Here is a 26,990-nt window from a genome sequence, read left to right as displayed (position 1 = left end):
AAGTCACCAGAGACCGTAGTCGTCGACGACGATCTGCTCGTCGGGGACGCCCTGCTCGCGCAGCCGCTCGAGGCTCGTGGCCACCATGGTCGTCGGGCCGGCGACGTAGACGCGGTGCTTCCGCCAGTCGCCGTAAGCCGAGACGATGTTGCCCATGAGGTCGGGGCTGCGGTCGGTGGGGCCGTCGGGCGAGACGACGGGGACGACCGTCAGCCGGCGGTAGCGCACACCGATGGACTCGAGGTGCGGCAGCGCGTACAGGTGGTCGCGGTCGCGGCCGGCGTAGAAGACGTGCACCCGGCGGCCGTCCTGGCGCTGCTCCAGCTCTTGCAGCGTGGCCAGCACGGGCGCGATGCCGGTGCCGCCGGTGATGCAGAGCAGGTCGTGCTCGGAGCGCGGCGTGGCGACGTCGTGACCCTGCGGGGCGCCCAGGTGCAGGATGTCGCCGGGCTCGGTGCGCCAGACCAGCGCGCTGCTGACCCAGCCGGCGCCGACGGTGCGGACGTGGAACTCGAGCAGGCCGTCGTCGCGGGGGGCAGAGGCCATGGAGTAGGCCCGCCAGATCTTCGGCCGCCGCGGCGTGGTGACGTAGGTGTACTGGCCGGGGCGGTACGGGTAGTCGGTGTGCGGCCGGACCTGCATGATCGCGAGGTCGTCGAGGATGCGGCGGTGGTAGACGACCTCGGCGTCCCACCACGGCGGCGCGATGACGGCGTCGCGGCGGGCGGCGCCGACCATGATGGACGCGATGCGGTCGTAGGCCTCGATCCAGGCCGACTCGAAGCGCGGCGTCCACGCGTCGCCGAGCGCCCGGCGGATGGCCAGCACGAGCGCCGTGCCGACCGGGGCGTAGTGCTGGTCGATGACGCCGAACTTGCGGTGGTCGCGGCCCAGCCCCTCGAGGTACGGGACGAGGGTCTCGCGGTCGTCGGCGCTGCCGACGATGCTCACCAGCGCGCCGACCAGACGCGAGCGCTGCACCGCCATGCCGGCCCCGAAGAGGTCGCGCGACTCCGGGGCGATGGTGAACAGTTGCGCGTAGAAGTCGGTCCCGACGGCGTCGAGGTGGTCCTCGACCAGCGCCAGGCTCTCGCGCAGTGCCTCACCGTCGAGCCCGGTGGTGTTGGGCGGCTGAACGTCCAGTGTTCGCTCCGGCTCCGCCTCGGATCCAGTGACGGGGTGTGCCCCTGACTCGCCGTCGGACGACGGCGTGTCCTCCTCGACCGGTCGCGACAGAGTCTCACCCGCATCGTCGGCACCCGCAACCACGGCCTCGCCGTTGCGGCGCAACGGGATGGGCGGCACGGCTACGCCGGGTTCGAACCACGACACGGGGTCGCGCGTGTCAGCCGGGGCGTGCGCATCGGTCCGGGTAGCGTCGGGCATGGCCTCGCCCGTCGTGTCCCCGGTCCGACCACCTTCCGCCCCACGTTGTCCCGAAGACCGGGAGTGAGTCCACATCGTCATCCTCTCCGCCCCGCTCTAACCTAGCGGTCGATGCGCCACTTCGGCACGGAAGGAAATGTCACGGTCGGACATATCTGTGCGATGAGGGCATCCCGATCGCCGCACCGCCGCGACCCGGGTGGCCCAAGATCAGACAAACGCGCTGGTGATCTATGGTGCACATGCAGATGCACGGCATCCAAGGCGCTCGCCTGCGACGACGGAGAATCGGCAAACTCTCATCTCAACATATGGACGTGAGCGTGTGGCGAATGGTTCACTGTCGGGAGGTTTGGCAGAGTCGTGCAGTGGGCACCACTGGATGCGGGTGGCGTGGGTCCGGTGAAGGGAGATCAAGCGGTGGGTCGAGTCGTGGCCACGAGGCGTGAGGCCCGATCCAACAGCGCACGCTCGGTCGAGCTGACCGGCGAGGTCAGCAACGTCCCGCACGCCCGTCATCTCGTCGCCGAGGATCTCCGCAACACCAACGTCTCGCCGACGGTCATCGAGAACGCTCTGATCGTCGTCACCGAGCTGGTCACCAACGCCATCCTGCACGCGCAGCCGCTGCCGCTCAGCAGCACCCGCACCGGGGTCGTGCTGCAGTGGGCCGTCCTGGGCGACGACGTCCTCATCGAGGTCAGCGACGGCGGCGGCTCCGAGCGCCCGCAGGTGCGCCAGCCCACGTCCACCGAGGACCAGGGCCGCGGCCTGTCCATCGTCGACGCCATCGCCCGCGAGTGGCGAGTGCGATCCGAGCCCGGCCGGGTGACGGTGCACGCCGTCATCGGCCCCTGGACGCCGGTCGCCTGACCCCGCGGCCCTGTCGCGGCGTCCGGCTCACACCTTCTCATCCATACCGGCTACCCTCGCCTCCGTGAGTGCCACTACCGAGGTTCCCGTCGTCGGCCCGCGTCAGCCCTGCCCGTGCGGCTCGGGCAAGCGCTACAAGGTTTGCCACGGCAAGAAGGCCCGCGAGGCCGAGCGTCACTACGTCGCCCGCCCGTTCGAGGGCCTGCCGGGCGAGTGCGACTGGGTGGCCATGCGCGAGATCGTCTCGTCCGCGACGGCGCCGCTGCGGCTCGCGTCCGGCGACGACCGCTCCGTCGTGCTCTGCACGCTGCTGCCGGGCGCCTTCCCCGCCCTGGTGCGCGAGAACGGCGAGATCCTGCTGGCGCTGCAGACCATGACCTCCACCGGCGACCCCGCCGCCGACCTCGGCCACACGCTGACCACGGCGCTCGAGGCCGAGCCGGGCAGCACCGTCAGCCCCGGCCCGCGCCCGCCCGAGGCCCCGCGGCTGCACGACGTCATCGACGTCGACGCGGAATTGCAGGTCACGGTTCACGACGGATTCGACTACTGGTTGGATCCCGAGTCGGACGCCGGCTCCGACGCCCGTTCGGCGCTCGAGGAGGCGAATTCGGCCATCGTGCCGTCCGCCCGCCTGAGCTCGGTCGAGGCCGCCTACTGGTGCAGCCTCGGCGACCGCGACCAGGTCCGCTGGGTCCTCCCGTACGACGAGGAGCCGCTGCTCGACGGCCTGGCCCGGCTGCACGCCGCCGGCCAGGACACGCTGGGCGAGGGCACCCGCCTGCTGGGCACGTTCCGGGCCTCCGGGCTCCTCGTCCCCGTGTGGGATCTGGTCGACGGCACCACCGCCGACGCCGTCGAGGAACCCGCCGCCGCGCTGGGCGAACGCCTGGCCGAGGCCGTGGCAGCGAAGACCCCGCTGACGGGTGAGCAGCGCCGCGCGCGGGCCGGCCTGGCCAACCGTCAGGTCACCATCCGCTGACGCCCGGGGGACTCCGGGCAGAGAAGACCCCGACCGCTCACGACGGGGGAACACGAGCGACCGGGGTCACTTCGGAGTTTACCGTCATCCGGGGGGAGAAGTTCCACCGAATGACGACTTCTTGAGATTCGTGCCGTTAGGGTCCGGTCTCGACCTGTCTGTGCCCTTGTCGAAAAGATGCCGTGGCGCGAGGTAACGACGGCGTCAGCCTGCGGTCGGCGCCGCCAGCGAGTCGCGCCGGATGGGGCAGGACATGCACCGCGGCCCGCCGCGGCCCGACCCCAGCTCGCTGCCCGGGATGCGCAGCACCTCGACGCCGGCATCCTCGAGCCGGGCGTTGGTCTCGGTGTTCCGCTCGTAGGCGACGGCCAGCCGCGGCCCGATGGCCAGGGTGTTGTTGCCGTCGTCCCACTGCTCGCGCTCGGCGGTGACGGGGTCGAGGCCGGTCTCGACGATGCGCAGGGCGTCGATGCCCATGGCCGCCGCGGCCACCTCGACGAACGGCGCCGGCTCACCGTCGATGACGAGGTCGTCGCCGGACCAGCGCAGCGCCACCGCCGTCAGCTCGTCGGCGACGTTCGGGTACATGACGATGGCGTCCTCGTCGACCATGGTGAGGACGGTGTCGAGGTGCATGGTGGCGCGGTCCTGCGCGATCGGGACCGCCAGCACGGTGTGCGCGAGCCCGGCGCCCAGCACGTTGCGGGCCAGCCGCTCGACGCCGGCCGGGGTGGTCCGCTCGCCGGTGCCGACCGCCACGACGCCGGGCGCCAGCAGCAGCACGTCGCCGCCCTCGAGGTTCTCGAGCTCCGGGCCGTAGACGGTCTTGCCGCCGGCGAAGCGCGGGTGGTGCCGGTAGATCGCCGACGTCAGGCTGGTCTCGCGCCGTCGCGCCGCCATGGCCAGGCTGGTGACGGCCACGTGGTCGCCGATGCGCACGCTGGAGTCGCGGGTGAACAGCAGGTTGGGCAGCGGGTCGATGACGAAGTCGTGCCGGTCCATCAGCTCGAACGCCAGCCCGCGCCCGGAGCGCAGCTCGTCGTGGGCCAGCCCGGCCATGAGGACCTGCGCGAGGTCGTCGGGGTGCAGCCCGCCGAGGTGCGAACGCAGGACGCCCCGCAGGGTGTCGCCGTGGCGCGGGTCGGCCAGCGCCGCCTCGACGCAGTCGTGCCGGGCGGCCTCGCCGGCCAGTGTCTGCGCCAGCAGGTCGGCGAGGTAGAGAACCTCGACACCGTGGTCGCGGAGGGTGCCGGCGAAGGCGTCGTGCTCGTCCTGAGCGCGGCCCACCCACGGGATGCCGTCGAAGAGCAGCTTGTCGTTGTTGCGCGGCGTCAGGCGCTTCAGCTCCGGCCCCGGGCGGTGGAGCATGACGGTGCGCAGCCGCCCGACCTCCGAGTCGGCGGCGTCGACGGTGGGCACGGTTGTCATGGTGAGCCGAGGCTACGCGAGCGGCCCGCCGGTTGCCCCTTCGCCACGACAACCAGACCTCTAAGCTTGGCGCCCATGACCTCCGAGGACCGCCGCGCGGACGGCGTCGCCGCGATCATCCCCGCCAAGGACGAGCAGGACCGCATCGCGGCCACCGTCGAGGCCACCCTGGGCCTCCCCGGGGTCGACCTGGTCATCGTGGTCGACGACGGCTCGGCCGACCGCACCGCGGTGACGGCCACCGACGCCGGCGCCGTCGTCGTCGGGCATGCGCGCAACCGGGGCAAGGCCGCCGCCATGGAGACCGGGGCGACGGCGCTGGCGGCCGTCGAGGCCCGCGAGGCCGGTCGCACCGCGCCGCGGGCGCTGCTCTTCCTCGACGCCGACCTCGAGGCGACGGCGGCGAACGCGCGGCCGCTGGTCGACCCCGTCCTGGCCGGCGAGGCGGACATGACCATCGGCGTGCTGCCGGCCCAGAAGACCGAGGGGGGCGGCCGCGGACTCGTGGTCGACCTCGCCACCACCGGCATCGAGCGCGCCACCGGCTGGACGCCGCGGCAGCCGCTGTCGGGCCAGCGCTGCCTCACCCGGGCCGCGTTCGAGGCCGCCCTGCCGCTCGCCCAGGGCTTCGGCGTCGAGACCGGGCTCACCATCGACCTGCTGCGCGCCGGCTTCCGCGTCGTCGAGATCGACGTCGACTTCCACCACCGGGTCACCGGCACCGACTTCAAGGCCCAGATGCATCGCGGCAGGCAGTACGCGCACGTCATGCGGGCCCTCGTGACGCGCGGCATCCGCCCGTCCGCCCCCGCCCGGTTCCGCCGCGTCTGACCCGCGCCCTACGGTAGGGCGCATGGCTGATCCGTGGGAGATCGACCGGCTCGACCTGGCCGGGTATCTGAAGCGGCTCGGCATCCCGGAACGGGAGCCGAGCCGTGAGGCGCTCGACGAGCTGCACGAGGCACACGTGCGCGCCTTCACGTTCGACAACGTCGACGTGCTGCTCGAGCAGCATCCGGGTGTGGGCATCGACGCCGTGCAGGGGAAGTTCGCCGGGCGCGGCCGCGGCGGCTACTGCTTCGAGCACTCGACCGTCGTCGCGGCGGCGCTGGAGCGGCTGGGCTACGACGTCCGGCGGCACCTCGGGCGCGTCGGCGACCCCGCGGCCGGCACCCAGCAGGGCCGCAGCCACATGGTCGTCGAGGTGGTGCTCGACGGCGAGCGGCTGCTGTGCGACCCGGGGTTCGGCATGAGCCTGCTGCGCCCGATCCCGCTGGCCGACGGCGCGGAGTCCGACCAGGACGGCTGGCCCTACCGCGTCGTCAGCACCGGCGACGGCCTCTGGGGGCTGCAGCGCTTCCGCGAGGCCGGCTGGGAGCTCGCCCACACCACGGACGAGTACGAGGTGAAGCCCATCGACGTCGTCATGGCGCACCACTACACGAGCACGTTCCCCGGCATCCACTTCCGCACCGGCCTCATGATCGGCAAGCACCTGCCCGGCCGGCACGTCATGGTCACCCACCAGTCGGTGACCGTCCGCCGGCCCGGCGAGCCCACCGAGCACCGGCCGCTGCGCGACGGCGAGCTGGCGGAATGGCTGCGGACGATGGAGGTGCCGCTCACGGCGGACGAGGAGGCGCGGCTGCTCGCCCGCGTCGCCGCCCTCTGACCCGAGGACGCCGCGGCTACGACGACGGCGTCAGCAGTTCGCTCTCGTCGCGGGCCGGGACGGGCGCCAGTCGCTGGGCGGCGGCCACCGCGGCCACGCCCAGCGGCACGCCGACCGTGAGCAGCAGCGCCGGCACGATGATGCCGGAGTCGTTGGCCGCGAACCCGGCCGCGCCGGTCAGCAGCGCCGCCCACACGAGGTACCGGAACAGCGACCAGTACTGCACCGTGCGGCTCACCGCGTTCTCGCCGTCGGGCCGCACCAGCCAGAGGATCACCAGGAACGCCAGCGGCACCAGCCAGCCGTAGATGGGCCAGCGCTCCAGCGTGCCGAGCGACGCCTCGGCCTTGCGCAGGATCACGGTCAGCGCGTCGCCGGAGAGCACGTCGGCGAAGAAGCTGCCGAAGTGGGTCCGCGAGCCGGCCGGCCGCAGCCAGTCGAGGAACGCGAACAGCCCGAACAGCACCGTCGCGCCGAGCCCGGCCAGCAGCAGCTTCGACAGCGTCACGCGGGCGCCGTAGGCGCCGAGCACCAGCACCGCGAAGCCCGGGATGGCGGCCAGGATGCCGCCGACGTCGGCGCCGGCCTGCGGGGCGCCGTCGATGACCACGGCGATCATGCCGACGACGGTGACCGCGCCCGCGGCGAACCGGCGCGACCGGCCGGTGTCGAGCAGCCACTGGCCCAGCGCCGCCGCGGCCACCAGGCTCGCGACGACGAAGATCGCGAACGGGATGTTGCCGAACCCGTAGAACCGTCCGGCCACCAGCGGCGACAGCCCGAGCAGGCTCGACTGCTGCAACGAGGACCCGCTGGCGACGTCGACCGCCAGCACCGTCGCCGTCACACCGGCCACCACGCCGGGCGGGCCGTACACGCGACGGCGCCACGGCCCGGCCAGCGCGATCGCCGCGAGGGCGATCGAGATGAGCACGATCGAGGTCCACAGGACGGTGTTCGGCTCGTCGTAGCGCCACCACCGGGTGATGTTCGCCAGGTACGACGCCACCGGCGCCGCGGCCGCAAGCACGGCCACCGCCTGCACGATCCGCAGGACCAGCGGCCGCGCGGACACCCGCCGCCGCAGCGCCAGCACGGCCAGCGCGAACACCAGGAGCTGGATCCCCCCGAGGATCTGGAAGAAGGGGCCGGACTGGTCGCGGTAGATGGCCGCCGCGCGGTCGACGCCGTTGAGCTCGGACACCGTCGCCTCGGCGTTGCCCGGGTGCGCGCCGGCCGGCCGCCACGGCCGGCCCACCACGTCCTGGGCGGGGTTCTCGACGCCGGCGTAGGCGAGCAGCGTCGGCGCGATGTCGGTCAGCTGCACCAGCCCCGGCCACAGCGTCGACGACGACGTCAGCCAGTTCGGGCCGAAGCTTCCGCCCTCGGCGACGGGGCCCGAGGCGAGCGCCGCCCGCAGCCCGGCCGGCGGGACGGGCGTGGGCTCGTCGGGCAGCGGGACGGGCGTGGCGACGCTGTCGGCCAGCCCGGCGATCAACAGCGCGGTGTCGGGCGGCACCTGGTCGATGACCCGCTCGACGAGCAGGTCGATGCCGGCGGCGGCCTGCGCCCGCGAGTCGAGGGCGGCCTGGACGGTGGCCTCGTCGCTGCCGCGCGGCGCCGGGTTGGGCAGCCCGCCGAGGTCGACGACGGTGATCGGACACTCGCTCAGCAGCCCGGCGCCGAGCTCGCCGGAGTAGGGGTGGTACGCCGGCACCCGGCCGGTGGAGTCGGCCAGCGCCAGCGCCGCGCCCGCGCCGACCGCCGTCGCACACACGCCGGCCTCGGCCAGCCGGTCGCCGAGCAGGCCGATCTCGGCGTTGTAGGCGTTGTCGTCCTGTTGCTGCTGCAGCAGCTCCCAGCCGGGGACGACGGCGCCCGGGCCGTCCTGCGCGGCCGCCGGCTCCGGCGCCTGCCGGCAGAACCGGTCGTTCTCGCCGTCGCCGTCGGTGTCCATGAGGTCGGTGGAACGCCGCCCGGAGCTCACCGAGAGCCAGCCGTCGACCACGCAGGTGCGGGCGCTGACCGTGCGCACGGTCAGCGAGCCGGCCGCCTCAGAGCCGGCCATCGCGTGCAGGGTGGGCATCCCCTCGGCCGTGATGTCGGGCCAGGACAGCCCCGCGACGCCGAGCAGGACGACGCGCTGCTGCGGGTCGGAGCCTGTGGTGGGGGCCGGTGTCTCGGCGGCCGCGGGCGAGGCCGCCAGCAGCGGCGCCAGCACCGCGAGGACGCCCGCCAGGAGTGCGGCGAGGCGGATCCGGCCCACCCGCATCCGGCGCCGCGCGGGCCCGGGATGCGAGCCGGTCCTGCCTGCGCGCTCCACGTCCATCAGGTCGACCGTATCCGTACCTGCTCGTTCCGAAGGCCATGACAACACGAATTGTGGCCAGGCCGACACACTAGTCTTCATGGATATGACCGACCGTTACGCCTACCTGGGCCCGGAGGCGACGTTCACCGAGGCCGCCGCCCTGCGTTTCCCCGCCCTGGCCGGCGCGACGCTGGAGCCGTTCCCGACGGTGCACGCAGTCATCAACGCCGTGCGTACGGGCGAGGTCGCCGGCGCCGTCGTGCCGGTCGAGAACTCCGTCGAGGGGTCGGTCAACGCCACGCTCGACGAGCTGATCCGCGGCGAGCCGCTCGCCATCACCGCCGAGGTGCTGCTACCGGTCACGTTCACGCTGCTCGCCCGCCCCGGTACGGACCTCGCCGACGTCCGGCGCATCGTCACGCACCCGGTGGCCGAGGCGCAGTGCCGGGCGTGGGTCAGCGCGAAGCTCCCTGACGCCATCATCGCACTGGGCCCGTCGACGGCGGCAGCGGCGGCCTCCGTCGCCGGCCGCACGCCGGGCCCCGACGGGACGGTGTACGACGCCGCCATCTCCGCGCCGCTGGCCGGCGAGCGCTACGGGCTCACCGCGCTCGCCGTCGACATCGGCGAGGACTCCGACGCGATCACCCGGTTCGTGCTCGCCACCCGGCCAACGAAGCCCGGGCGGCCCACCGGCTCGGACAAGACCACGCTGGTGGCCTTCATCCGCGACGACCACCCCGGCGCGCTGCTCGAGATCCTCGAGCAGTTCGCCGCGCGCGGCGTCAACCTCACCCGCATCGAGTCGCGGCCGACCGGCAACGGCATGGGCCGCTACTGCTTCGCCATCGACGTCGAGGGCCACGTCGCCGATGCCCGGGTCGGCGAGGCGATGATGGGCCTGCGCCGGGTCTGCGCGACCGTCCGGTTCCTCGGCTCCTACCCGCGGGCCGACGGCGTCCGCCCGCCGGTCCTGCCCGGCACGTCCAACGCCGACTTCGCCGACGCCGCCACCTGGCTGGACCAGCTCCGCGGCTGAGCGCCGGCGCCGTCGCGCACGGAAACCCGCGCGCGCTCCGTCCGCCCCGCCCGATACCCTCGGGTGGTGCTAGATCTGCGCCTGATCCGCGAGAACCCCGACCGTGTCCGCGCCTCGCAGCGAGCGCGCGGCGAGAGCGAAGCCGTCGTCGACGACATCCTCGCCGCCGACGAGTCGCGCCGGTCCTCTCTGGCCGAGTTCGAGCGGCTGCGCGCGGAGCAGAAGAGCCTCGGCAAGCTGATCCCGAAGGCCTCGCCCGAGGAGAAGCAGGAGCTGCTGGCCCGCACGCGCGACCTCGCCGCCGCCGTGAAGAGCGCCGAGGCCGCCGCCGGCGAGGCGCAGGCGCGACTCGACGAGCTGGCCCGGGTGCCGTCGAACATCGTGCTCGACGGCGTGCCCGCGGGCGGCGAGGCCGACTACGTGGTCCTCCGCGAGATGGGCGAGAAGCCCGCGCTCGAGCGGGTCCGCGACCACCTCGAGCTCGGCGAGGGCCTGCGTGCCATCGACACCGAGCGCGGCGCGAAGGTGTCGGGCTCGCGGTTCTACTTCCTCACCGGCGTCGGGGCGCAGCTCGAGCTGGCCGTGCTCAACCACGGCATGGCCACCGCCGCCGCGGCCGGGTTCACGCCGGTCATCACGCCCACCCTGGTGCGCCCCGAGATCATGCAGGGCACCGGGTTCCTCGGCGCGCACGCCGACGAGATCTACCGCGTCGACGCCGACGACCTCTACCTCGTCGGCACCAGCGAGGTCGCGCTGGCCGGCTACCACGCCGACGAGATCATCGACCTCGACGGCGGCCCGCTGCGCTACGCCGGGTGGTCGGCCTGCTACCGCCGCGAGGCAGGTTCTTACGGAAAGGACACCCGCGGGATCATCCGCGTTCACCAGTTCCACAAGGTGGAGATGTTCTCCTACTGCCGCGAGGAGGACGCGGCCGACGAGCACGCGCGCCTGCTCGGGTGGGAGGAGCAGATGCTCGGCGACATGGAGCTGCCGTATCGCGTCATCGACGTCGCCGCGGGCGACCTCGGGTCGAGCGCGGCGCGCAAGTTCGACTGCGAGGCCTGGCTGCCGTCGCAGGAGCGCTATCTCGAGCTCACCTCGACCTCCAACTGCACCACGTTCCAGGCGCGGCGGCTCGGTGTGCGCGAGCGCACCGAGACCGGCACCCGCCCGGTCGCGACCCTCAACGGCACGCTGGCCACCACCCGGTGGCTCGTGGCGCTGCTCGAGAACCACCAGCAGCCCGACGGCTCGGTGTACGTGCCCAAGGCGCTGCAGCCGTTCCTCGGCGGGCGCGAGCTGCTGGAACCGGTCGCGACGTGACCCTGACCAACGGGTGGCGCCCGGCGCTGGTCGCGCTCGACGTCGACGGCACCCTGGTCACGTACGCCGAGTTCCACCGGCCGCCGCGCCCGCCCGTGGTCGAGGCCGTGCGCCGGGCGCACGACTCCGGCGCGCGCGTCGTCGTGGCCACCGGCCGGTCCATGCACTCCACGCTGCCGCTGCTCGACCAGCTCGGGCTGAAGGACGGCTTCGCGGTCTGCTCGAACGGCGCGGTCATCATCGACGTGTCCAGCCGGGCGCCCGTCGACATCGAGACGTTCGACATCACCGACACCGTCCGCTACTTCACCGAGCAGGTCCCCGACGCGGTGCTGGCGGTCGAGGAGCTGGGCCGCGGCTACCGCGTCACGGGCGAGTTCCCCACCGGCGACCTCGACGGCCACGTCACCGTGGTGCCGCACGACGAACTGGTCGCCAGCCCGGTCACCCGCCTGGTGGTCCGCTGGCCGAACGGCGACCGCGAGCGGCTGCGCGAGATCGCCCGCGACTCCGGTCTGCCCAGCGTCGACTACGCCATCGGCTACACCGCCTGGCTCGACATCATGCCGGTGGGCGTCTCGAAGGCGTCCGGGCTGGCGAAGGTGGCGACGCGGCTCGGCCTGACGGCGTCGGCGGCGCTCGCGGTGGGCGACGGCCACAACGACATCGAGATGCTGCGCTGGGCCGGCGTGGGCGTGGCCATGGGCCAGGCGCCCGACGACGTCAAGGCGATCGCCGACGCCGTCTGCGGCGACGTCGACTCCGACGGCCTCGCGATCCTCCTCGACGACTACTTCACCGACCTCCCGTGACGGCCTCCCGCTGCGGACTGGCGGGACACGAAGCCGGGGCACGAGACGGCGCGGAGGGGGCGGAGGTTGTGGAGCCGGCGTCGAGAGTGCACGCGGCATGCTTCACCGCCGCGAAGCGGAGCCGGCGCAGCAACCTCCGCCCCCTCCGCGCCCCGAACGCCACTCCGGCCACATTGATCCCACCAGGTCGCTGGAGTACCGAACCGGGCAAAAGCCACTCTTCGCCGCACGGATCTTCGTGTTCTACAGTGGCGTGGCAGCACTGACACACATGATCGATTCGATACTGAGGGGCACTTCCCACATGGCTGACACACTCCGCGAGATCCTTCTCGACCCGAGCCGCCGGCCCGCCGTCGTCAAGGACCTCCACCAGCTCGTCGACGCCGAGGTCTCGGACAAGGGCGGCGTTTCGGGGATGGCCGTCAAGGGCGGCTACGCGGTCCTGAAGAAGATCAACGCCGGGTTCGTTCCCGAGACCATCGACAACATGCTCGACTCCTTCGTCGAGCGGGCCGAGCCGTTCTACGCCGACTTCCAGGCCACCGGCGGCGGCTCGCTCGCCGACTACTTCGAGAGCCGTCGCGGCGAGATCTCCGACGCGCTGCTCGGGGTCTCCGACGCCCGCGCCGCAGCGTCGCAGCGCGACAGCGTCAAGAAGGTCTACAGCAAGCTGCGCCCGTCGGCGCAGAAGCACGTCGAAGAGGCGCTGCCGCGACTGGCCGGCGTCATCGAGAGCCACGCCCGTACCGCCGCCTGACGGGCCCGCACCATCACCCGCGTGGCCGGGCCGGGTCGACCTCGTCGATCCGCTCGGCCAGGCGGGCCACACCGGCCGTGATCATCCGGCCATAGCCGTCGTCGTCCAGGTCGGCGCAGGCCGTCCGGGCCAGCGCCGCGTGCGCCCGCGCCGACGCGACGTCACCCGACCGCAGGTAGGCGTCGGCGACGTTCAGCTGCAGCGACGCGGTGAAGCCACGGGCATCGAACAGCTCGGCCGCGGCCAGCGCGCGCAGATCCCACTCCAGCTCCGCGGCCACGTCGTCCTGCAGGTCGGCGAGGTGGTGCGCCACCACGCAGCGGTGCATCGGCGTCACCGACGCCTCCCACAGCTCGGTCAGCTGCGAGCGTGCCGTCGTCCGCGACTCGGTGTGGCCGACGGCGACGGCGGCGGCGATCCGCTCGAGCAGCGGATCGCCCGCCGGAACCGTCAGAGGTACATCCCGCTGCCGCGCTGGTCGCCCTCGTCGCCCTGCGGCTGACCGCCCGGCATCGCCTGGCCGGGAGCCAGCTGCACGCCCGGCGGGAGCGCACGACGCATCTGCTCGAGCTGCGCCCGCGCGGCCATCTGCTGCGCGAACAGCGTGGTCTGGATGCCGTGGAAGAGGCCCTCGAGCCAGCCGACGAGCTGGGCCTGCGCCACCCGCAGCTCCGCGTCGGTGGGGACGGTGTCGTCGCCGAACGGGAGGGCGAGCCGCTCGAGCTCGTCGACCAGCTCGGGCGCCAGGCCGTCCTCGAGCTCGTCGATGGACGCGCGGTGGATCTCGCCCAGCCGGCGCCGGCTGGCCTCGTCGAGCGGGGCGGCCTTCACCTCGTCGAGCAGCTGCTTGATCATGCTGCCGATGCGCATGACCTTGGCCGGCTGCTCGACCAGGTCGGTGAGCGAGCGCTGTCCCTCGTGACCGCCGGGCGCGGACTCGATGGCCATGCCGTCGGGGCCGACGACGACCACGCGCTGCTGCTCGTCGTCGGCAGGGGTGTCGTGGGATTCGGCGTTCTCGTTCGGCTCCGTCATGGGACCATCCTTACCCCTCGGTGCCCGCTTCGCGACGGCCGGGTCGAACTTGGCCCCCGGTCATCGTGGCGGTCAGCCGCCCGGGCCGCCCCCGCACCGCGGCCTCGGCCCGCCGCAGGGCGAGAAGCTGCAGCGTACGGCGGCGCGCGGCCTGCCGGGCGCGCCGCATCGCGATGCTGTTCACTCCACCCTCCTGATCATCGGCAACCGGCTCGGAGTGAAGACCACCGCCACCAGGACGGCCAGGACCGGGACCGCGACGCCGGTGAGCAACAGGTGGTCCCACGCCCAGATGAACTCAGGCGCCCCGAGCGCCGGCCAGATCAGATAGGCGAAGTACACGCCCAGCACCGACCCGATCAGCACGCCCAGACCACCCACCACCAGCGCCTGCGCACCGGCCAGGCTGCGCCGGCGCCTCGGCGGGGCGCCGACGGCGGCCAGCGTGGCGAGGTCGGCGCGGCCCTCGGCGGCCGCCAGCGCGACGGCGATGGCCACGCCCACCAGCGTCACAAATGCCGCGCCCGCGGTCAGCGCCAGCACCGCGGGGTCGACGCCCTCGTCGAGGGGCACCTCGACGGACGGCCAGGCGCCGACCGACTCGGCGGCACCCAGCGCGGCGTCGATCTGCTGCTGCGTCGCGTCACCGAACCGGATGTAGGACGAGGTCGGCATCGGGGTGAAGCCGTGCGCCGTCAGGGTCTCCGCGGAGGCGACCGCGCCCGGCAGCGACGTGTGCGCGCCGGACCGCTCGGCGAGCCGGGCCGGGATCCGCACCTGCTCCGGCGGCCCCTCACCCGGATAGGTCTCGATGTGCACGGTCCCGTCGTCGTGGATGTACGGCTGCTCGAACACGACCATGGTGCCGTCGGCGACGGCGTCGAGGATCGCCTGGTCGGGGGCTCGGCCGGTGACGAGCTCGAGGAGATCGGGGTCGGCGACGGCCACCGACACCGACCCCGAGTACGGGCACTCGATGCAGTCGGTCGCGGTCGCCAGCCAGACGGTGTCGAAAGTCGAGACGCCGTCGTACCGGTACTCGCTGGTCGCTTCGGTGGCCCGGATGATCTGCGCGCCGGGCAGAGCGCCGGCCGCCGCCTGCTCGGCCTCGGTGAGCATCGTCTCGATCTCCGCCGGGGTGCGGTCCTGGCGGTCGACGTCGATGCGCATGACGTCGGCCGGCAGCGACGGCGTGTAGCGCAGCTCGTCGGCTCGGGCGGTCCCGCCGGCGCCGAACGCCACCGCCGTCGACCCCGCCACCACGATCGCGATGGCCGCGACCGCCGGAGCGGTCCGGTGCCGGTGCCGGGCGGCGTCGCGCAGCGCCAGCCGCGCCGAGAGTCCGAGCCGGTGGGCCGTCCGGGCGAGGACCGAGATCAGGCCGGGCAGCAGGACGACGATGCCCGCCGTGGCGATCAGCGCGCCACCGAGCTGCAGGGCGGTGTAGGGCCCCGACGCCGGCGCCGCGACGTACAGGCCGGTGCCGGCCAGCCGGGCCAGCTCCGCGCCGTACTCCTCGAGGTCGCGGGCCATGGCCCGGCTCGCGATGAGGGCGCCGGCCGCGCCGACGACGAACAGTACGACGCCGACCACGGGCAGCCGGGCCGCCAGCCGGGTGGTCCGGAACCGCTGGGCCAGCGCGTCGACCGGCTTCATGCGGGCCGCGCCGATGGCGGGCACCACCGCGGCGGCGAGCCCGGACAGCACGCCGACGCCGGCAGCGGCGGCCAGCTCGGCCCAGCCGAACGTCCAGTGGTCGACCAGTTCGCCGAGGTAGCGCTCCCAGGACGGCGCCGCGACGGGCACCAGCGCCGCCCCCACGGCGAGTCCCGTGGCCGCGCCGAGAACACCGAGCACCAGGCCCTGCGCCAGGACCGTCCGGCGCACGTGCGCGGCACTGGCCCCGCCGGCCATCATGAGGCCGAGCTCGCGGACCTGTCGCCGGGCGCCGACGGCGAACGCCGCGCCGGCCAGCAGCACGACCTCGAGCAGCCCCAGCCCCACGACCAGCACCACGAGCGCGGCCTGTTGCAGCTGCTCGACGGTGGGCGACCCTCCGCCCGAGTAGTCGGGGTAGTACTGCTCCGGATGGCTGAACACCCCCCGCGGCAGCAGCCCGACACCGTCGGCGGCCAGCACGCCGGCCAGCGAGGTGACGTCGACGCCGTCGGGCAGGTCGGCGAGGTACACGACGCCGCCGGTGGACCCGAGCATGCCCCAGGAGTCCTCGGCTTCGGCCGCGGCGTGCTCGGCGACGGCGGAGTCCGGCGCGACGCTGAGTCGCTCGGAGCCGAGGTCGAACGGGTCGACCACGACCGCCGTCACGCGGGCTGTCGGCCCGTCGCTGATCGTGACCGTCGCGTCGGGGCGCAGGTCGCCGCCGTCGAGCAGGCCGAGCCGGTCGGCCAGCGCCGGCGTGACCGCGGCCTCGTCGCGCGCCTCGGGCCAGCGCCCGGACTCCAGCCGGATGGTGTGATCGGTGAGCGGGCCGCCGAGCGGCCCCACGTCGAGCAGCGCGGAGCGCACCACGGTGTCGCCGTTGTCGAGCCGGACGCCGTGGTTGACGCGGTCGGGCACGAGGACGGTGCCGGGCGGCAGCAGCGCGGCGACGTCGACCGCGGCGGCATCGCGCTCGGGCTCGGGCGGCTGGTCGCCGCGGGAGTTCAGGTCGACCATGGGCAGCCGGCCGTTGCCGGGCATCGGCAGCGTGTCCCACGGCGTCACCTCGATGACGGCGTCGGCGGCGCCGATGCGCGACGTCGCGTTGCGCTCCGGCGACTCGACACTGCGGTACAGGACGTCGGCGATGGTGGCCCCGGCGACCGGCAGCCCCACCAGGACCGCGATGAGCACCGACCGGCCGAGGTTGCGGCGCACCTGCCGCCGGGCGATCCGCAGCGCCGGGCCCCAGCCCCCGCGCGCGCGAAGCCTCATCCGCGACCGTCCGCGGCCAGCAGCACCTCGGGCGGCGGCGCGATGCCGGTGTCGTCGACCAACGCGCCGTCGCGCAGGAACACCACGCGATCGGCCCACGCGGCGTGCCGGGCCTCGTGGGTCACCAACAGCCCGGAGGCGCCGGCGTCGCAGCGCGCCCGGAGCACCCGCAGCACGTCCTCGCCGGTCTTCGAGTCCAGCGCGCCGGTGGGCTCGTCGGCCAGCACAAGGCGGCGCGGCCCGACCAGCGCCCGCGCGATGGCGACCCGCTGCTGCTGCCCGCCGGACATCTCGTCGGGGAACCGGTCGGCCAGCTCGCCCACGCCGACCTCGGTGAGCGCCTCGAGCGCCTCGGCGCGCGCGGCCCGGCTCCGGACGCCGTCGAGCTCGCGCGGGAGCGCCACGTTCTCGGCCGCGGTGAGGGCGGGGATGAGGTTGAGGTCCTGGAAGACGTAGCCGAGGCTGCGCCGGCGCACGGCGGCGAGCTCGCCCCGGTCGAGCGTGGCGAGGTCGGTCCCCTCGACCAGGACGGCGCCCTCGCTGGGCTCGTCGAGACCGCCGGCCAGATGCAGCAGCGTGCTCTTGCCCGAGCCGGACGGACCCATGACGGCGACCAGCTCGCGCGGGCGCAGGGTGAGGCTGACGGCGCGCAGGGCGTGCACCGCCGTGGGGCCGTCGCCGTGGACCCGGCTGACAGTGCGAAGCTCGAGAACGGCCTCGGTGCTCATCGCCGCAGTGCCTGGTCGGCGCCGGCGTCGGCGGGGTCGGGCGCGACGGGGGCGGCGGGCGGGCGCATGGCCACGCCCATGCGGGCCAGCCGGGTCTCGGAGTGGTCGAGCCAGCGCACCTCGGCCTCGGCCCGGAAGATCATGGAGTCGAGGACCAGAAGCCAGGCGGTGTCCTCGGAGCCGTCGGCCACGGCCTTGAGCCGGGTCAACTCCTGCAGGTGGCGCAGGGTGGCGGTGCGCTGGGTCTGCAGCACCGCACGGACGTCGACCCCCGGCGTGGTCAGCGCCAGCGCGACCTTGATGGCCAGCTCGTCGCGCGGGCGGTCGGTGGCGCCCAGCGGCGTGGCGAACCAGCCGGTCAGCTCGGCGTGCCCGGCGTCGGTGAGGCGGTAGACGACCTTGCCGTCCTCGTCGGACTCGCCGGTCTGCTCGACCAGGCCGTCGCGCTCGAGCCGGGAGAGCGTCGTGTAGACCTGCCCGACGTTGAGCGGCCAGGTGGCTCCGGTGGACCGCTCGAACTCGTGCCGCAATTGGTAGCCGTACATGGGGGAGCGTTCGAGCAGCGCCAGCAGACCGTGACGGATGGACATGGCTACCAAGTATGCATACCCGGTATAGCCCGTCAAGCACGGGCGTGCCCGCAACCCCTCATCCGGTTGCGGTGCGGACGGGTGTTCGATAAGATCGTTTCGTTGGATCAGCCGTCACCGGGAGCGGCAGCAGTGGGTTCCCGGGCCTCGAAGCAGGACATCACGCCAGGTGTTCTCACCTCGTCCACGGTCGCACCCGTCATCGGGTTTCGCGGTCGTCCACCCCAGCCCTGTGATCGGGCTCAAGGCGGTGGCAGGCGCTCGTGGACGGAGGACTGCTGTGACTGCTGATCGTGTCGAACTCGTCGAAGGCCTGGTGGGGCTGGCGCCAGGCCCGGACCTGGCCGCCGCGCTCGCGGCGGTGGATCTCGCGGGGTTGCCGGCCGGTGGGCTGGTCGCGGTCGCGCAGGCCCGGCAACGCCAACTCGCCCACGACGAGGCCGCCCTGCTGCGCGTGTTCGCCGAACTGGCCGCCCGCCCGCAGTACCAGGCCTGCACCGCCCCGGGCGACCTCGCCCCCGGGCATGCGCACCGCCCGGTCCAGGCCGCCGGCGACGAGGTGTCCCTGGCGCTGCGCTGGACCCCGGGCCGCGCCACCAGCCGGGTCGCGCTCGCCGTCGAACTCCTCGAAGACCTCCCCGACACCCTCACCGCGCTCGACACCGGCCTCATCGACGCCGACCAGGCACGCCTCATCGCCGAACGCACCCGCTGCCTCCCCTCACCGGCGCTGCGCCGCCGGGTCGAGCAGGTCGTACTGCCGGTTGCCGCGGCGCGGACCCGGTGGGTGCTCGACCAGACCCTGCGTCGTGAGGTGATCGCCGCCGACCCCGCCGGCGCCGACACCCGCCGCGCCACGGCCGCCCAGCAGCGCCGGGTCGGGCGCCCCGAACCCGCCAACCCCGGCGGCGACGACGCCATGGCCACCCTCACCCTGCACGGCCCGGCCGAAGACCTCACCGCCCTCTGGGTCGCCGCCGACGCCGCCGCCCGCCACACCCGCACCACCGGCGACCCCCGCACCCTGGACCAACTCCGCCTCGACCTACTCACCGGCCTGGCCTGGACCGCCCTCGACACCGGCCACCTCGGCTGCTGCAACCCCACCTGCACCAACCCCGCCCGCGCTACCCCAGCCGACCACCCCGAACCGATGACCGCCGGCCCGCCGGCTGCCCAGCGCGACCATCCCCGCGACACCGCCAGTCCAGTCACCACCACGGCGGCCACCAGCACGCCCGGGCCGGTGGTCCTCGGGCAGCGCCGAGGCCGGGCCGCGACCGTGCACGTCACCGTCCCGATCACCGCGCTGGCCGGTGTCGACGAGACGCCCGCCGAGCTGGACGGGTTCGGGCCCATCCCCGCAGCCACCGCCCGCCGCATCGCCGCCGACGCCACCCTGCGCCGCCTGCTCACCGACCCCGCCGACGGGCGCCTCCTCGAGTACGGCCGCACCACTTATGCCCCGCCGGCCGACCTCGCCGCGCATGTCGTCGCCCGCGACCGCACCTGCCGCTTCCCCACCTGCCACCGCCCCGCCACCGAAGCCGAGATCGACCACCGGGTCCCGTGGGCCGCAGGCGGCACCACCGACCCCGCCAACACCTGGGCGCTGCACGGCGGGCACCACAAGGCCAAGACCTGGCACGGCTACCGCATCGTCACCGACACCACCTGCACCACCTGGTGGACCACCCCCGCCGGGCACCGCTACCGCGTCGAACCCGAGACCATCGGCACCGTCCTCGCCGCTGCACCCGCACCCATGCCGACCGCGCCCGCGCCGCAGGAGGCGGTGCCGTTCTGACTGTTGGCCGCCGCCGGAAACGGCGATGTGGGAATCGCCGAGTGCACGTCGTGCGTGGCGGGTCGAGCCGGGAGCACCCGGCCAGCTGCAGTCCGACGCTAGCGGGCGAAGTGGTTGGTGGGGACCGTCGACTCCTCGGCCGCGCTGAGGGCGACCGGCCACTGGTCCGGCAGGCGGGCGGCGGCGAACAGGTCCGGCAGGCCCACCGGCCAGACCGGGCGCTCGGTGCTGCGCAGTTCCTCGAGGCTCCACCAGCGGTGCCCGATGACGGTGAGCTGCTCGTCCTCGGTCAGCCCTGCCGGCTCGATCTCTCGACTCGGGGCGTCGGCGACGAAGAACGTCTCGGACTGGACGGCGATCTTGTCGGAGTAGGCGTGCACGACCGTGCGCTCGGCGATGGGACCGCGCAGCGACGACGGCGTCAGCCGCAGGCCGGTCTCTTCGAGGACCTCGCGGACCGCCGCGTCGATGAGCGTCTCGCCGGGGTCGACGCCGCCACCGGGGGTGATCCAGAACGTCGGGGCGCCGGGCGCGGACGGATCGCTGTCCTCGAACAGCAGCAGCCGGCCGCCGGGCTCGACGAGCAGCACCCGGGCGGTCCGGCGGTGCGTGACCGACCGGTCGAGATCGGACTCCAGCGACATGACCACATTCGCCAGGGTACGCCCACCTCTGCAGACCGTGACCGTCCATGTCGCATCGAGTCATCGGGACCTCGTCATCGGCGCTGGTCGAGACGATCTCAGGTGGTGAGCAGCACCTTGCCGACGTGCTCGCCGGCCTCGAGGACACGGTGCGCCTCGGCCGCCTGTGCCATGGGCAGCACCCGGTCGACCACGGGCCGCACCGCGCCGGACTCGATGAGCGGCCAGACGTGCTCGCACACCTCGGCGACCACGGCGGCCTTGCCGGCGGGCGTGCGCCGGCGCAGCAGCGAGCCGGTGACGCGGGCCCGCGTCTTCATGACGGCGCCCAGGTTCACCTGCGCGTCGCGGCCGCCCAGGGTGCCGATGATGGTGATGCGCCCGTCCATGGCCAGGACGTCGAGATTCCGCGCCAGATAGGGGCCGCCCATGATGTCGAGGACGACGTCGGCGCCGTGGCCGCCCGTCGCCTCGCGCACGACCTCTACGAAGTCGTCGTCGCGGTAGTTCACCAGGATCTCCGCGCCCAGCTCGCGGCACCGCTCCAGCTTGGCCGCCGATCCCGCCGTCACCGCGACCCGGGCGCCCAGCGCGCGGCCGATCTGGATGGCAGCGGTCCCGATGCCGCTCGCGCCGCCGTGGACCAGCAGCACCTCGCCCTTGCGCAGGCCCGCCGTCATGACGACGTTGGACCAGACGGTGCAGAAGACCTCGGGCAGCGCGGCCGCCGTCACGAGGTCGACGCCCGCCGGCACCTGCAGCAGTTGGCCGGCCGGGACGGCGACCCGCTCGGCGTAGCCGCCGCCGGACAGCAGCGCGCACACCTGGTCGCCGGCCTTCCAGCCGCTGACGCCGTCACCGACCTCGCTGATGGTGCCGCTGCACTCGAGGCCGGGCCAGGCGGGCGACCCCCGCGGGGACGTCGTACCTGCCCCGGCGCTGCAGGACGTCGGCGCGGTTGACGGCGGACGCGACGACGTCGACGACCACCTCGCCCGGGCCGCAGACCGGGTCGGGGACCTCACTCCAGACCAGCACCTCGGGCCCGCCGGGCTCGGTGATGACGACCGCGTGCACGTGCCCCTCCGCTCAGACGCCGCCCGGCGGCCGGTCCGCCGGGTCGCCGGGCTCCTCCGCGTCGTCGGCCAGAGTCGTGTCGTGGGCGTCCTCGCGCCGGGCCCACGGGTACTCCTCGGACGGGCGGATGACGACGAGACGGTCGCCGCGGACCAGGTGACCGATGGCCGGCGAGTGGAACGGCAGCTCGACGCCGTCGCGCACCACCGCCACCACGAGGTCGGTCAGCTGCCGCGGCTGCTTGCCCTCTTCGCGCGGCATGACCAGGCGCTCGGCCACCTCGAGGCCGGTGCCCGAGGTGGTGAGGTCCTCGAGCACGTGCCCCAGCGCCGGGCTGACCGTGGCCAGGCCCAGGATGCGGCCGACGGCGTCGGAGGACGTGACGACCTCGTCGGCGCCGCCCTGCCGGACCAGCGCGACGTTGTCGGCCTCGCGGACCGCGACGACGATGTTCGCGGTCTGGTTGAGCTGCCGGCAGGTCAGGGTGGCCAGCACGCTGGCGTCGTCGCGCGCGGTGGTGATGACGATGCGGTTCGCGGCCGGGACGCCGGCGCGGCGCAGCACCTCGGTGCGGGTGGCGTCGCCCATGACGGCGACCAGGCCCTGCTCGTTCGCCTCGGCGATGGCGGACGGGTCGGGGTCGACGACGACGAGGGAGTCCGGCGACATCTCGTTCGCGAGCATCGTGGCCACCGCGCTGCGCCCCTTGACGCCGTAGCCGATGACGACGGTGTGGTCGCGCAACTTCTTCCTCCAGCGGTTGAGCCGCACCTGCTCGCGGCTCCGGGTGGTCAGGGTCTCCAGTGTCGTGCCGATGAGGACGATCAGGAACAGCACCCGCAGCGGCGTGATGAGGACGATGTTGACCAGCCGCGCGGTGTCCGACGTCGGCGTGATGTCGCCGTAGCCCGTGGTCGAGAGCGAGACGGTCGTGTAGTAGAACGCGTCGAGCAGGTCGACCGAGCCGTCGGAGTTGTCGTTGTAGCCGTCGCGGTCGAGGTAGACGAGCAGCGCCGTCAGCACCAGCACCAACACCGCGATGATGACCCGCTGGGTCAGCAGGCGCAGCGGGTCGACCACATCGGCTGGAGCCGGCAGGTGGACGGAGCTCTTGGTCTGCACAGCGGTGACGCTACTGCAGCGTGGGCGTGGCGGCGTCGGGGCCGTCGGTCCAGTCGCGGGCCAGGTCGCCCGCGGCGTCGAGCGCTGAGGCGACGGCCGCGGCACCGCCGCCGTTGGTCGCGGCGGCGTACCCGGCGATGAACGCCGTCACCGGCGCGGCCGGCCGCTCCACCCCGTGGGCGGCGTCGCGGGCGACGTCGAGGATCGCGCCCACGTCGACGTCGTCGACCGGCACCCCCAGTCGTTCGCACAACGCGGTCACCCAGCTGTCCATGTCACGCACCCCTCCCTCTGGCACCCGGCACATCCTCCCCTGGCCGACCCTGCCATCGGGCCAGGTCGCCCGGCGTGTCGATGTCCGCGGCACCGTCGGCGTCGGCGATCGTCGCCACCCGCAGGTGTCCCAGCAGGCTCCGGACCGGCCGGTCGCGGGGGTCGCCGACGGCGTCGAGCGCGGCCCGCAGCGGCGCGGCCCGGTAGGCCGCCACCAGCGGTTGTACCCACCCCTGCGGATCGACGACGGCGACGGCGTCGGCTTTCTCGCCGAGCCCGGCCAGCAGCCGCCCGACCAGCGCCGACGACACCTTGGGCAGGTCCGCGGCGAGGACGACGACGGCGTCGGGCCCGGCGTCGAGGGCGTCGAGCGCGGCGAGACCAGCCGCCAGCGCGGCCAGCGGGCCGCCGCCGGGCGGGTCCTCGCGGGTCCACGTGACGGGTGCCTCGGTGTCGCGGCGGGGTCCGACGACGACGGTCCGCGCGGCGCCGGCCTCTGCCGCGGCGGCGACGGCCCGGTCCAGCAGCGCCCGACCGCCGACGACCAGCGCCGGCTTGTCGGCCCCGCCGAGCCTCCGCCCGGCGCCGCCCGCCAGCACGACCGCCGCCCAGCTCACGTCGGCGCCGGCCAGGTCCGGCGGTGCCGCAGCGCCGGGTTGCGGGTGCGGGCGGCGGCGACGCGCTCCGGCGAGAGCTCCGCGGCCAGCCGCCCCTCGTCGTCGCCCAGGGCCGCGACCACCACGCCGAGCGGGTCGACCAGCTGGCTGAGCCCGCAGTACGCCCGCCCGGTCTGCGCGGCCGCCGCGACGTAGACGGTGTTCTCGATGGCCCGCGCCCGCAGCAGCGTCTGCCAGTGGTCCTCCTTCAGCGGCCCGCGCACCCAGGCCGCCGGGATGACGAGCGCGTCGGCACCGGCCGAGACCAGCGCCCGGCTCTGCTCGGGGAAGCGCAGGTCGTAACACGTGAGCAGGCCGCAGCCGACGCCGTCGACCTCGAAGACGACGGGCACGGCGGGGCCGGCGCGCAGCCGGTCGGACTCGCGGTAGCCGAAGGAGTCGTAGAGGTGCGCCTTGCGGTACGTCGCCAGCACCGCGCCGTCGCGGCCCACCGCGACCAGCGTGTTGTAGGGCCGGTCGGGGTCGTCGGAGCGCTCGAACATGCCGCCGACGACGACGGCGCCGGCCTCGCGCGCGACGTCGGCGAGCGTCGTCACGAACGGGCCGTCCAAGGACTGCGCCACCGGGCCGAGCGGCAGGGCGGGGTCGCCGAAGTCGTGCATCACCGCCTCGGGCAGCACCACGAGGTCGGCCTCGACGCCCTTCGTGAGCCGCCGGATCGCGGCCAGGTTCTCGTCAGGGTCGGTGCCCGCCGCCAGCTGGACCAGAACGGTCTTCATGACCCCATTGAAGCGCGCGGCCTCAGAGCGCGACCGGGGTGACCAGCGTCCCGTCGGCCAGGAAGCGCTCGAGGTTGCGCAGGACGAGCTGGGCCATGGCCTCGCGGGTCTCGACGGTGGCGCTGCCGATGTGCGGCAGCAGCACGACGTTGTCCAGCGCGAACAGCTCTTCGGGGACGTTCGGCTCGTCGGTGAAGACGTCGAGCGCGGCGCCGCCCAGCGCACCGGACGCCAGCGCCGCGACCAGCGCGTCCTGGTCGACCACGCTGCCGCGCGCCACGTTGACCAGGAAGCCGTCGGGCCCGAGCGCCGCAAGCACCTCGGCCGAGACCAGCGCGCGGGTGTCGGAGCCGCCGGGCGTGACGACGATCAGCGCGTCGGTCGAGCCGGCCAGCTCGACCGGCGAGGCGGCGTAGGCGTACGCGACGTCATCGACGCGGCGGCGGTTGTGGTAGCTGACGGTGCAGCCGAACGCCTCGAGCCGCTGCGCGACGGCGCGCCCGATGCGCCCCAGCCCGAGGATGCCGACCCGGGTGCCGCTGACCTTCCGGTGCAGCGGGAACCGCTCCCGGGCCGCCCAGGAACCGCGGCGGACGAACCGGTCGCCGGCGGACAGCCCGCGGAAGACGTCGATGAGCCCGCCGACGGCGAGGTCGGCCACGCAGTCGGTGAGGACGTCGGGGGTGTTGCTGAGCACGATGCCGCGCGGGCGCAGCGCCTCGACGTCGACGGCGTCGTAGCCCACGCCGAGGTTGATGACGGCGGCCAGCCGTGGCAGCGCCCCGATGAGCGCGGCGTCCATGCCGGGACCGGTGACCGCCACGGTGACCTGCGAGCCGTGCTCGGCCAGGAACCGCTCGCGCTCGTCGCCGGGCGCCGGCAGCCGCAACGCGTCGTACGTCGTCGTCAGCTCGCGCTCGACCGTCGGATGGAGCCCGCCCACCTGCAGAATCACGCCGTCAGTCACGGCCGCCAGTGTACGAGCCAGAGTTCACGGAGCCGTCACGTGCCCGAACCGCGGACTCAACATGATCCACATTGACTGGGTGGCATGGACGTCAAGGAACGCGAGCCCCTGATGCTGCGCGAGCTCACCGACGGCAACACCGTGCTCAACGACCACGACGACGCCGCCGGGCTGTGCGCCGTCTGCGGCTCGGCCTGGCCGTGCGACACCACGCTGCTGGCGGGCGAGCTGCGCTGACCCCTGACCCACGGCGCCTACGATGGCGCCGTGCTGCACCTGCGCGTGACGACGCCGGCCGACACGACGGAGCGCATCGTCGAGCTGCTCTCCGGGTGTCCCGGCGTGGCCAGCATCGCCGTCATGCGCGGCGCTTCGGTGAAGCCGCCGGGCGACATGGTGCTGGCCGAGCTCGCTCGCGAGTCGGCCGAGGACATGGTGCGGTCGCTGCGCGAGCTCGGCGTCGACCGCACCGGCGCCATCGCGCTGGAGTCGGTCGAGACCTCCATCTCCGAGGCCGCCGAACGGGCCGAGGACGAGGCCCCGGGCGAGGGCGCCGACGCCGTCATCTGGGAGCAGGTGGTGCGCCGCGCCGACGAGGACTCCGTGCTCTCGAACACCTTCGTCTGGTTCCTCAGCCTGGCCGCCGTGCTGGCCGCAATCGCCATCGTGCTCGACTCCGCGATCCTCGTGGTCGGCGCCATGGTCGTCGGGCCGGAGTTCGGGCCGCTCGCCGGCATCGCCGTCGGCCTGGTGCACCGCCGGCCCAGCATCGTGCGCCAGTCCGTGGTCACCCTGGTGGTGGGCTTCACGATCGCCATCGCCGTCACGACGGTGCTGGGCCTGCTCGCGTCGTGGGCAGGGTGGATCGACCCGTCGGTGCTGACGGCGGAGCGGCCGCTCACGGGGTTCATCTGGCGGCCGGACCGGTGGTCGTTCGTCGTGGCGTTCATCGCCGGGATCGCCGGCATCCTGTCGCTCACGTCCGCGAAGTCGGGTGCGCTGGTGGGCGTGTTCATCTCGGTGACGACGGTGCCCGCCGCCGGGAACCTGGGACTGGCCCTGGCCCTCGGCGACGCCGCCGAGATGGGCGGCGCGGCCGCTCAGCTCGGCATCAACATGGCCGCGATCGTGCTGGCCGGCATCTTGACCCTGCTGGTGCTCAAGGGCGTGGACGGCCGGCTGCCGCGGCTCAGTGGTCGACGGCCGCCCGTCGCATGATGTCCTCGATGAACGGTGCCTTGCCCGCGCGGTAGGCCGGGCGGTCGTCGTGGTGCAACGCCGCCAGGCTCTGCTTGATGCCGGCGTAGCTCTGCGCGTCCTCGGGGTGGTGCCGGAGGTGGTCGCGGAAGGCGAGGCAGTCGCGGCCGAGCTGCGACACGTACTCGACGACGTGCAGGTGGTGGGTACGCCAGGCGGGATCGGGGTAGCAGAACGACCAGCGCCGCAGCTCTTCGTCGCCGGCTTCCCACACGTGCGTCCAGCCGGCCGCCTCCATGGCGGCGACGGCGCCGTGCGCGTCCTCGTAGGACGCGACCATGGCCATCATGTCGATGATGGGCTTGGCGGAGAGACCGGGCACGGCGGTGCTGCCGACGTGCTCGACGGAGCCGATGAGCCACGGGCGGAGGGCCGGTTCGATGCGCCGGCGCTCGTGCTCGAAGGACGCGGGCCAGTTCTTGTCGTAAGGAAGGATCTCTATCGGGTCGCGGCGCACAGCATCGTGCGCAGCCTCACTCTCGTGCATGGTTCGACCATAGCCCTCCACGCGCTGATCGGGCGCGCGAGATACGCAGGATCGCGCGGAGTTCCGGGCCTGTTCACGGCC

General features: G+C 73.8%; 26 protein-coding genes and 1 pseudogene. 11 read left to right on the top strand and 16 right to left on the bottom strand.

Annotation, left to right across the window (positions count from 1 at the left end):
- Window positions 1–3 precede the first annotated feature (3 nt).
- Complete coding sequence (locus HD601_RS09775) at window positions 4–1,386, bottom strand: globin domain-containing protein (protein ID WP_184821400.1); 1,383 nt, start codon at window positions 1,384–1,386, stop codon at window positions 4–6.
- Window positions 1,387–1,818: 432 nt separating this feature from the next.
- Between HD601_RS09775 and HD601_RS09770 the strand changes: the two genes are divergently transcribed.
- The gene (locus tag HD601_RS09770) at window positions 1,819–2,259 is read left to right on the top strand and encodes an ATP-binding protein (protein ID WP_184821398.1); all 441 of its coding nucleotides are present in this window, start codon (window positions 1,819–1,821) and stop codon (window positions 2,257–2,259) included.
- A 64-nt stretch (window positions 2,260–2,323) separates the two neighbouring features.
- Window positions 2,324–3,241, top strand: a complete 918-nt coding sequence (locus tag HD601_RS09765; protein WP_221440752.1) for a DUF5926 family protein — start codon at window positions 2,324–2,326, stop codon at window positions 3,239–3,241.
- A gap of 204 nt (window positions 3,242–3,445) precedes the next feature.
- On the opposite strand, the gene HD601_RS09760 is transcribed toward HD601_RS09765, so the two are convergent.
- Window positions 3,446–4,669, bottom strand: coding sequence for an arginine deiminase (locus tag HD601_RS09760; RefSeq protein WP_184821396.1), 1,224 nt, complete (start codon window positions 4,667–4,669; stop codon window positions 3,446–3,448).
- Window positions 4,670–4,744: 75 nt separating this feature from the next.
- Here HD601_RS09760 and HD601_RS09755 point away from each other — a divergent pair, with 75 nt between their 5' ends.
- Window positions 4,745–5,500, top strand: coding sequence for a glycosyltransferase family 2 protein (locus HD601_RS09755; RefSeq protein WP_184821394.1), 756 nt, complete (start codon window positions 4,745–4,747; stop codon window positions 5,498–5,500).
- A 22-nt stretch (window positions 5,501–5,522) separates the two neighbouring features.
- Window positions 5,523–6,341 (top strand): arylamine N-acetyltransferase family protein, encoded by an 819-nt coding sequence (locus HD601_RS09750; protein ID WP_184821391.1) that lies wholly within the window; start codon window positions 5,523–5,525, stop codon window positions 6,339–6,341.
- Window positions 6,342–6,357: 16 nt separating this feature from the next.
- On the opposite strand, the gene HD601_RS09745 is transcribed toward HD601_RS09750, so the two are convergent.
- Window positions 6,358–8,670 (bottom strand): hypothetical protein, encoded by a 2,313-nt coding sequence (locus HD601_RS09745; RefSeq protein ID WP_184821389.1) that lies wholly within the window; start codon window positions 8,668–8,670, stop codon window positions 6,358–6,360.
- A gap of 85 nt (window positions 8,671–8,755) precedes the next feature.
- On the opposite strand from HD601_RS09745, the gene pheA reads away from it, so the two are divergent.
- The 4 genes from pheA (at window position 8,756) to HD601_RS09725 (ending at window position 12,592) form a co-directional block, all read left to right on the top strand.
- Window positions 8,756–9,691 carry a prephenate dehydratase gene (pheA, locus tag HD601_RS09740; protein ID WP_184829652.1) on the top strand — a complete coding sequence of 312 codons (936 nt, stop codon included), beginning with the start codon at window positions 8,756–8,758 and terminating at the stop codon, window positions 9,689–9,691.
- Window positions 9,692–9,757: 66 nt separating this feature from the next.
- Window positions 9,758–11,020 carry a serine--tRNA ligase gene (gene serS, locus HD601_RS09735; RefSeq protein WP_184821388.1) on the top strand — a complete coding sequence of 421 codons (1,263 nt, stop codon included), beginning with the start codon at window positions 9,758–9,760 and terminating at the stop codon, window positions 11,018–11,020.
- Complete coding sequence (locus HD601_RS09730) at window positions 11,017–11,832, top strand: HAD family hydrolase (protein ID WP_221440751.1); 816 nt, start codon at window positions 11,017–11,019, stop codon at window positions 11,830–11,832. The genes serS and HD601_RS09730 overlap by 4 nt, the downstream gene beginning before the upstream one ends.
- Window positions 11,833–12,136: 304 nt before the next feature.
- On the top strand, window positions 12,137–12,592 hold the full coding sequence (locus tag HD601_RS09725) for a DUF6918 family protein (protein ID WP_184821387.1): 456 nt from the start codon (window positions 12,137–12,139) through the stop codon (window positions 12,590–12,592).
- A gap of 13 nt (window positions 12,593–12,605) precedes the next feature.
- Here HD601_RS09725 and HD601_RS09720 read toward each other — a convergent pair whose 3' ends face one another.
- The 5 genes from HD601_RS09720 to HD601_RS09700 all read right to left on the bottom strand — a co-directional run bounded on the left by HD601_RS09720 (window position 12,606) and on the right by HD601_RS09700 (window position 17,879).
- Window positions 12,606–12,929, bottom strand: coding sequence for a hypothetical protein (locus HD601_RS09720; protein WP_221440749.1), 324 nt, complete (start codon window positions 12,927–12,929; stop codon window positions 12,606–12,608).
- A gap of 113 nt (window positions 12,930–13,042) precedes the next feature.
- Window positions 13,043–13,627: a bacterial proteasome activator family protein gene (locus tag HD601_RS09715; protein ID WP_184821386.1), complete on the bottom strand. Its 585-nt coding sequence runs from the start codon at window positions 13,625–13,627 to the stop codon at window positions 13,043–13,045.
- A 180-nt stretch (window positions 13,628–13,807) separates the two neighbouring features.
- Window positions 13,808–16,561 (bottom strand): FtsX-like permease family protein, encoded by a 2,754-nt coding sequence (locus tag HD601_RS09710; RefSeq protein ID WP_184821385.1) that lies wholly within the window; start codon window positions 16,559–16,561, stop codon window positions 13,808–13,810.
- Window positions 16,558–17,289 (bottom strand): ABC transporter ATP-binding protein, encoded by a 732-nt coding sequence (locus HD601_RS09705; protein WP_184821384.1) that lies wholly within the window; start codon window positions 17,287–17,289, stop codon window positions 16,558–16,560. Before HD601_RS09705 ends, HD601_RS09710 begins: the two co-directional genes overlap by 4 nt.
- Entirely contained in the window at window positions 17,286–17,879 is a 594-nt protein-coding gene (locus HD601_RS09700) for a PadR family transcriptional regulator (RefSeq protein ID WP_184821383.1), read from the bottom strand. The genes HD601_RS09705 and HD601_RS09700 overlap by 4 nt, the downstream gene beginning before the upstream one ends.
- A 280-nt stretch (window positions 17,880–18,159) precedes the next feature.
- Here HD601_RS09700 and HD601_RS09695 point away from each other — a divergent pair, with 280 nt between their 5' ends.
- Window positions 18,160–19,686: a DUF222 domain-containing protein gene (locus HD601_RS09695; RefSeq protein WP_184821382.1), complete on the top strand. Its 1,527-nt coding sequence runs from the start codon at window positions 18,160–18,162 to the stop codon at window positions 19,684–19,686.
- Between the two features lie 98 nt (window positions 19,687–19,784).
- Here HD601_RS09695 and HD601_RS09690 read toward each other — a convergent pair whose 3' ends face one another.
- From HD601_RS09690 to HD601_RS09665, 7 genes and pseudogenes are all read right to left on the bottom strand, one after another.
- Entirely contained in the window at window positions 19,785–20,330 is a 546-nt protein-coding gene (locus HD601_RS09690; protein ID WP_246400906.1) for an NUDIX hydrolase, read from the bottom strand.
- Window positions 20,331–20,428: 98 nt separating this feature from the next.
- Window positions 20,429–21,407, bottom strand: a pseudogene (locus HD601_RS09685) (NAD(P)H-quinone oxidoreductase).
- A gap of 12 nt (window positions 21,408–21,419) precedes the next feature.
- Window positions 21,420–22,529, bottom strand: a complete 1,110-nt coding sequence (locus HD601_RS09680) for an NAD-binding protein (RefSeq protein ID WP_184821379.1) — start codon at window positions 22,527–22,529, stop codon at window positions 21,420–21,422.
- Window positions 22,530–22,539: 10 nt separating this feature from the next.
- Window positions 22,540–22,803, bottom strand: a complete 264-nt coding sequence (locus HD601_RS33060; RefSeq protein WP_221440746.1) for a DUF6457 domain-containing protein — start codon at window positions 22,801–22,803, stop codon at window positions 22,540–22,542.
- Between the two features lies 1 nt (window position 22,804).
- Window positions 22,805–23,419: an NTP transferase domain-containing protein gene (mobA, locus tag HD601_RS09675; protein ID WP_221440744.1), complete on the bottom strand. Its 615-nt coding sequence runs from the start codon at window positions 23,417–23,419 to the stop codon at window positions 22,805–22,807.
- Window positions 23,416–24,198 (bottom strand): carbon-nitrogen hydrolase family protein, encoded by a 783-nt coding sequence (locus tag HD601_RS09670; RefSeq protein ID WP_184821377.1) that lies wholly within the window; start codon window positions 24,196–24,198, stop codon window positions 23,416–23,418. The genes mobA and HD601_RS09670 overlap by 4 nt, the downstream gene beginning before the upstream one ends.
- 22 nt (window positions 24,199–24,220) lie before the next feature.
- Window positions 24,221–25,174 carry a 2-hydroxyacid dehydrogenase gene (locus HD601_RS09665; RefSeq protein WP_184829649.1) on the bottom strand — a complete coding sequence of 318 codons (954 nt, stop codon included), beginning with the start codon at window positions 25,172–25,174 and terminating at the stop codon, window positions 24,221–24,223.
- A gap of 75 nt (window positions 25,175–25,249) precedes the next feature.
- Between HD601_RS09665 and HD601_RS09660 the strand changes: the two genes are divergently transcribed.
- A complete protein-coding gene (locus tag HD601_RS09660) occupies window positions 25,250–25,402 on the top strand; it encodes a hypothetical protein (protein ID WP_184821375.1) in 153 nt (50 codons plus the stop codon).
- 30 nt (window positions 25,403–25,432) lie between these two features.
- The gene (locus HD601_RS09655; protein WP_184821374.1) at window positions 25,433–26,383 is read left to right on the top strand and encodes a DUF389 domain-containing protein; all 951 of its coding nucleotides are present in this window, start codon (window positions 25,433–25,435) and stop codon (window positions 26,381–26,383) included.
- Here the strand turns inward: HD601_RS09655 and HD601_RS09650 are convergent.
- Entirely contained in the window at window positions 26,355–26,909 is a 555-nt protein-coding gene (locus tag HD601_RS09650) for a GrpB family protein (RefSeq protein ID WP_221440742.1), read from the bottom strand. The two genes, HD601_RS09655 and HD601_RS09650, sit on opposite strands and share 29 nt — an antisense overlap.
- Between the last annotated feature and the right edge of the window lie 81 nt (window positions 26,910–26,990).

Origin of the sequence: Jiangella mangrovi, from assembly GCF_014204975.1 — a bacterium.
Classification (GTDB): Bacteria; Actinomycetota; Actinomycetes; order Jiangellales; family Jiangellaceae; genus Jiangella; species Jiangella mangrovi.
This window is presented reverse-complemented; position numbering and strand designations above follow the sequence as displayed.

Bases quoted from the DNA above. Each gene is read 5' to 3' on its own strand.
- HD601_RS09650 (WP_221440742.1), bottom strand. From the start codon at position 26,909: ATGCACGAGAGTGAGGCTGCGCACGATGCTGTGCGCCGCGACCCGATA.
- HD601_RS09700 (WP_184821383.1), bottom strand. From the start codon at position 17,879: ATGTCCATCCGTCACGGTCTGCTGGCGCTGCTCGAACGCTCCCCCATG.
- HD601_RS09760 (WP_184821396.1), bottom strand. From the start codon at position 4,669: ATGACAACCGTGCCCACCGTCGACGCCGCCGACTCGGAGGTCGGGCGG.
- pheA (WP_184829652.1), top strand. From the start codon at position 8,756: ATGACCGACCGTTACGCCTACCTGGGCCCGGAGGCGACGTTCACCGAG.
- HD601_RS09710 (WP_184821385.1), bottom strand. From the start codon at position 16,561: ATGAGGCTTCGCGCGCGCGGGGGCTGGGGCCCGGCGCTGCGGATCGCC.
- HD601_RS09715 (WP_184821386.1), bottom strand. From the start codon at position 13,627: ATGACGGAGCCGAACGAGAACGCCGAATCCCACGACACCCCTGCCGAC.
- HD601_RS33060 (WP_221440746.1), bottom strand. From the start codon at position 22,803: ATGGACAGCTGGGTGACCGCGTTGTGCGAACGACTGGGGGTGCCGGTC.
- HD601_RS09660 (WP_184821375.1), top strand. From the start codon at position 25,250: ATGGACGTCAAGGAACGCGAGCCCCTGATGCTGCGCGAGCTCACCGAC.
- HD601_RS09670 (WP_184821377.1), bottom strand. From the start codon at position 24,198: ATGAAGACCGTTCTGGTCCAGCTGGCGGCGGGCACCGACCCTGACGAG.
- HD601_RS09745 (WP_184821389.1), bottom strand. From the start codon at position 8,670: ATGGACGTGGAGCGCGCAGGCAGGACCGGCTCGCATCCCGGGCCCGCG.
- HD601_RS09750 (WP_184821391.1), top strand. From the start codon at position 5,523: ATGGCTGATCCGTGGGAGATCGACCGGCTCGACCTGGCCGGGTATCTG.
- HD601_RS09755 (WP_184821394.1), top strand. From the start codon at position 4,745: ATGACCTCCGAGGACCGCCGCGCGGACGGCGTCGCCGCGATCATCCCC.
- HD601_RS09725 (WP_184821387.1), top strand. From the start codon at position 12,137: ATGGCTGACACACTCCGCGAGATCCTTCTCGACCCGAGCCGCCGGCCC.
- HD601_RS09705 (WP_184821384.1), bottom strand. From the start codon at position 17,289: ATGAGCACCGAGGCCGTTCTCGAGCTTCGCACTGTCAGCCGGGTCCAC.
- HD601_RS09690 (WP_246400906.1), bottom strand. From the start codon at position 20,330: ATGTCGCTGGAGTCCGATCTCGACCGGTCGGTCACGCACCGCCGGACC.
- HD601_RS09775 (WP_184821400.1), bottom strand. From the start codon at position 1,386: ATGCCCGACGCTACCCGGACCGATGCGCACGCCCCGGCTGACACGCGC.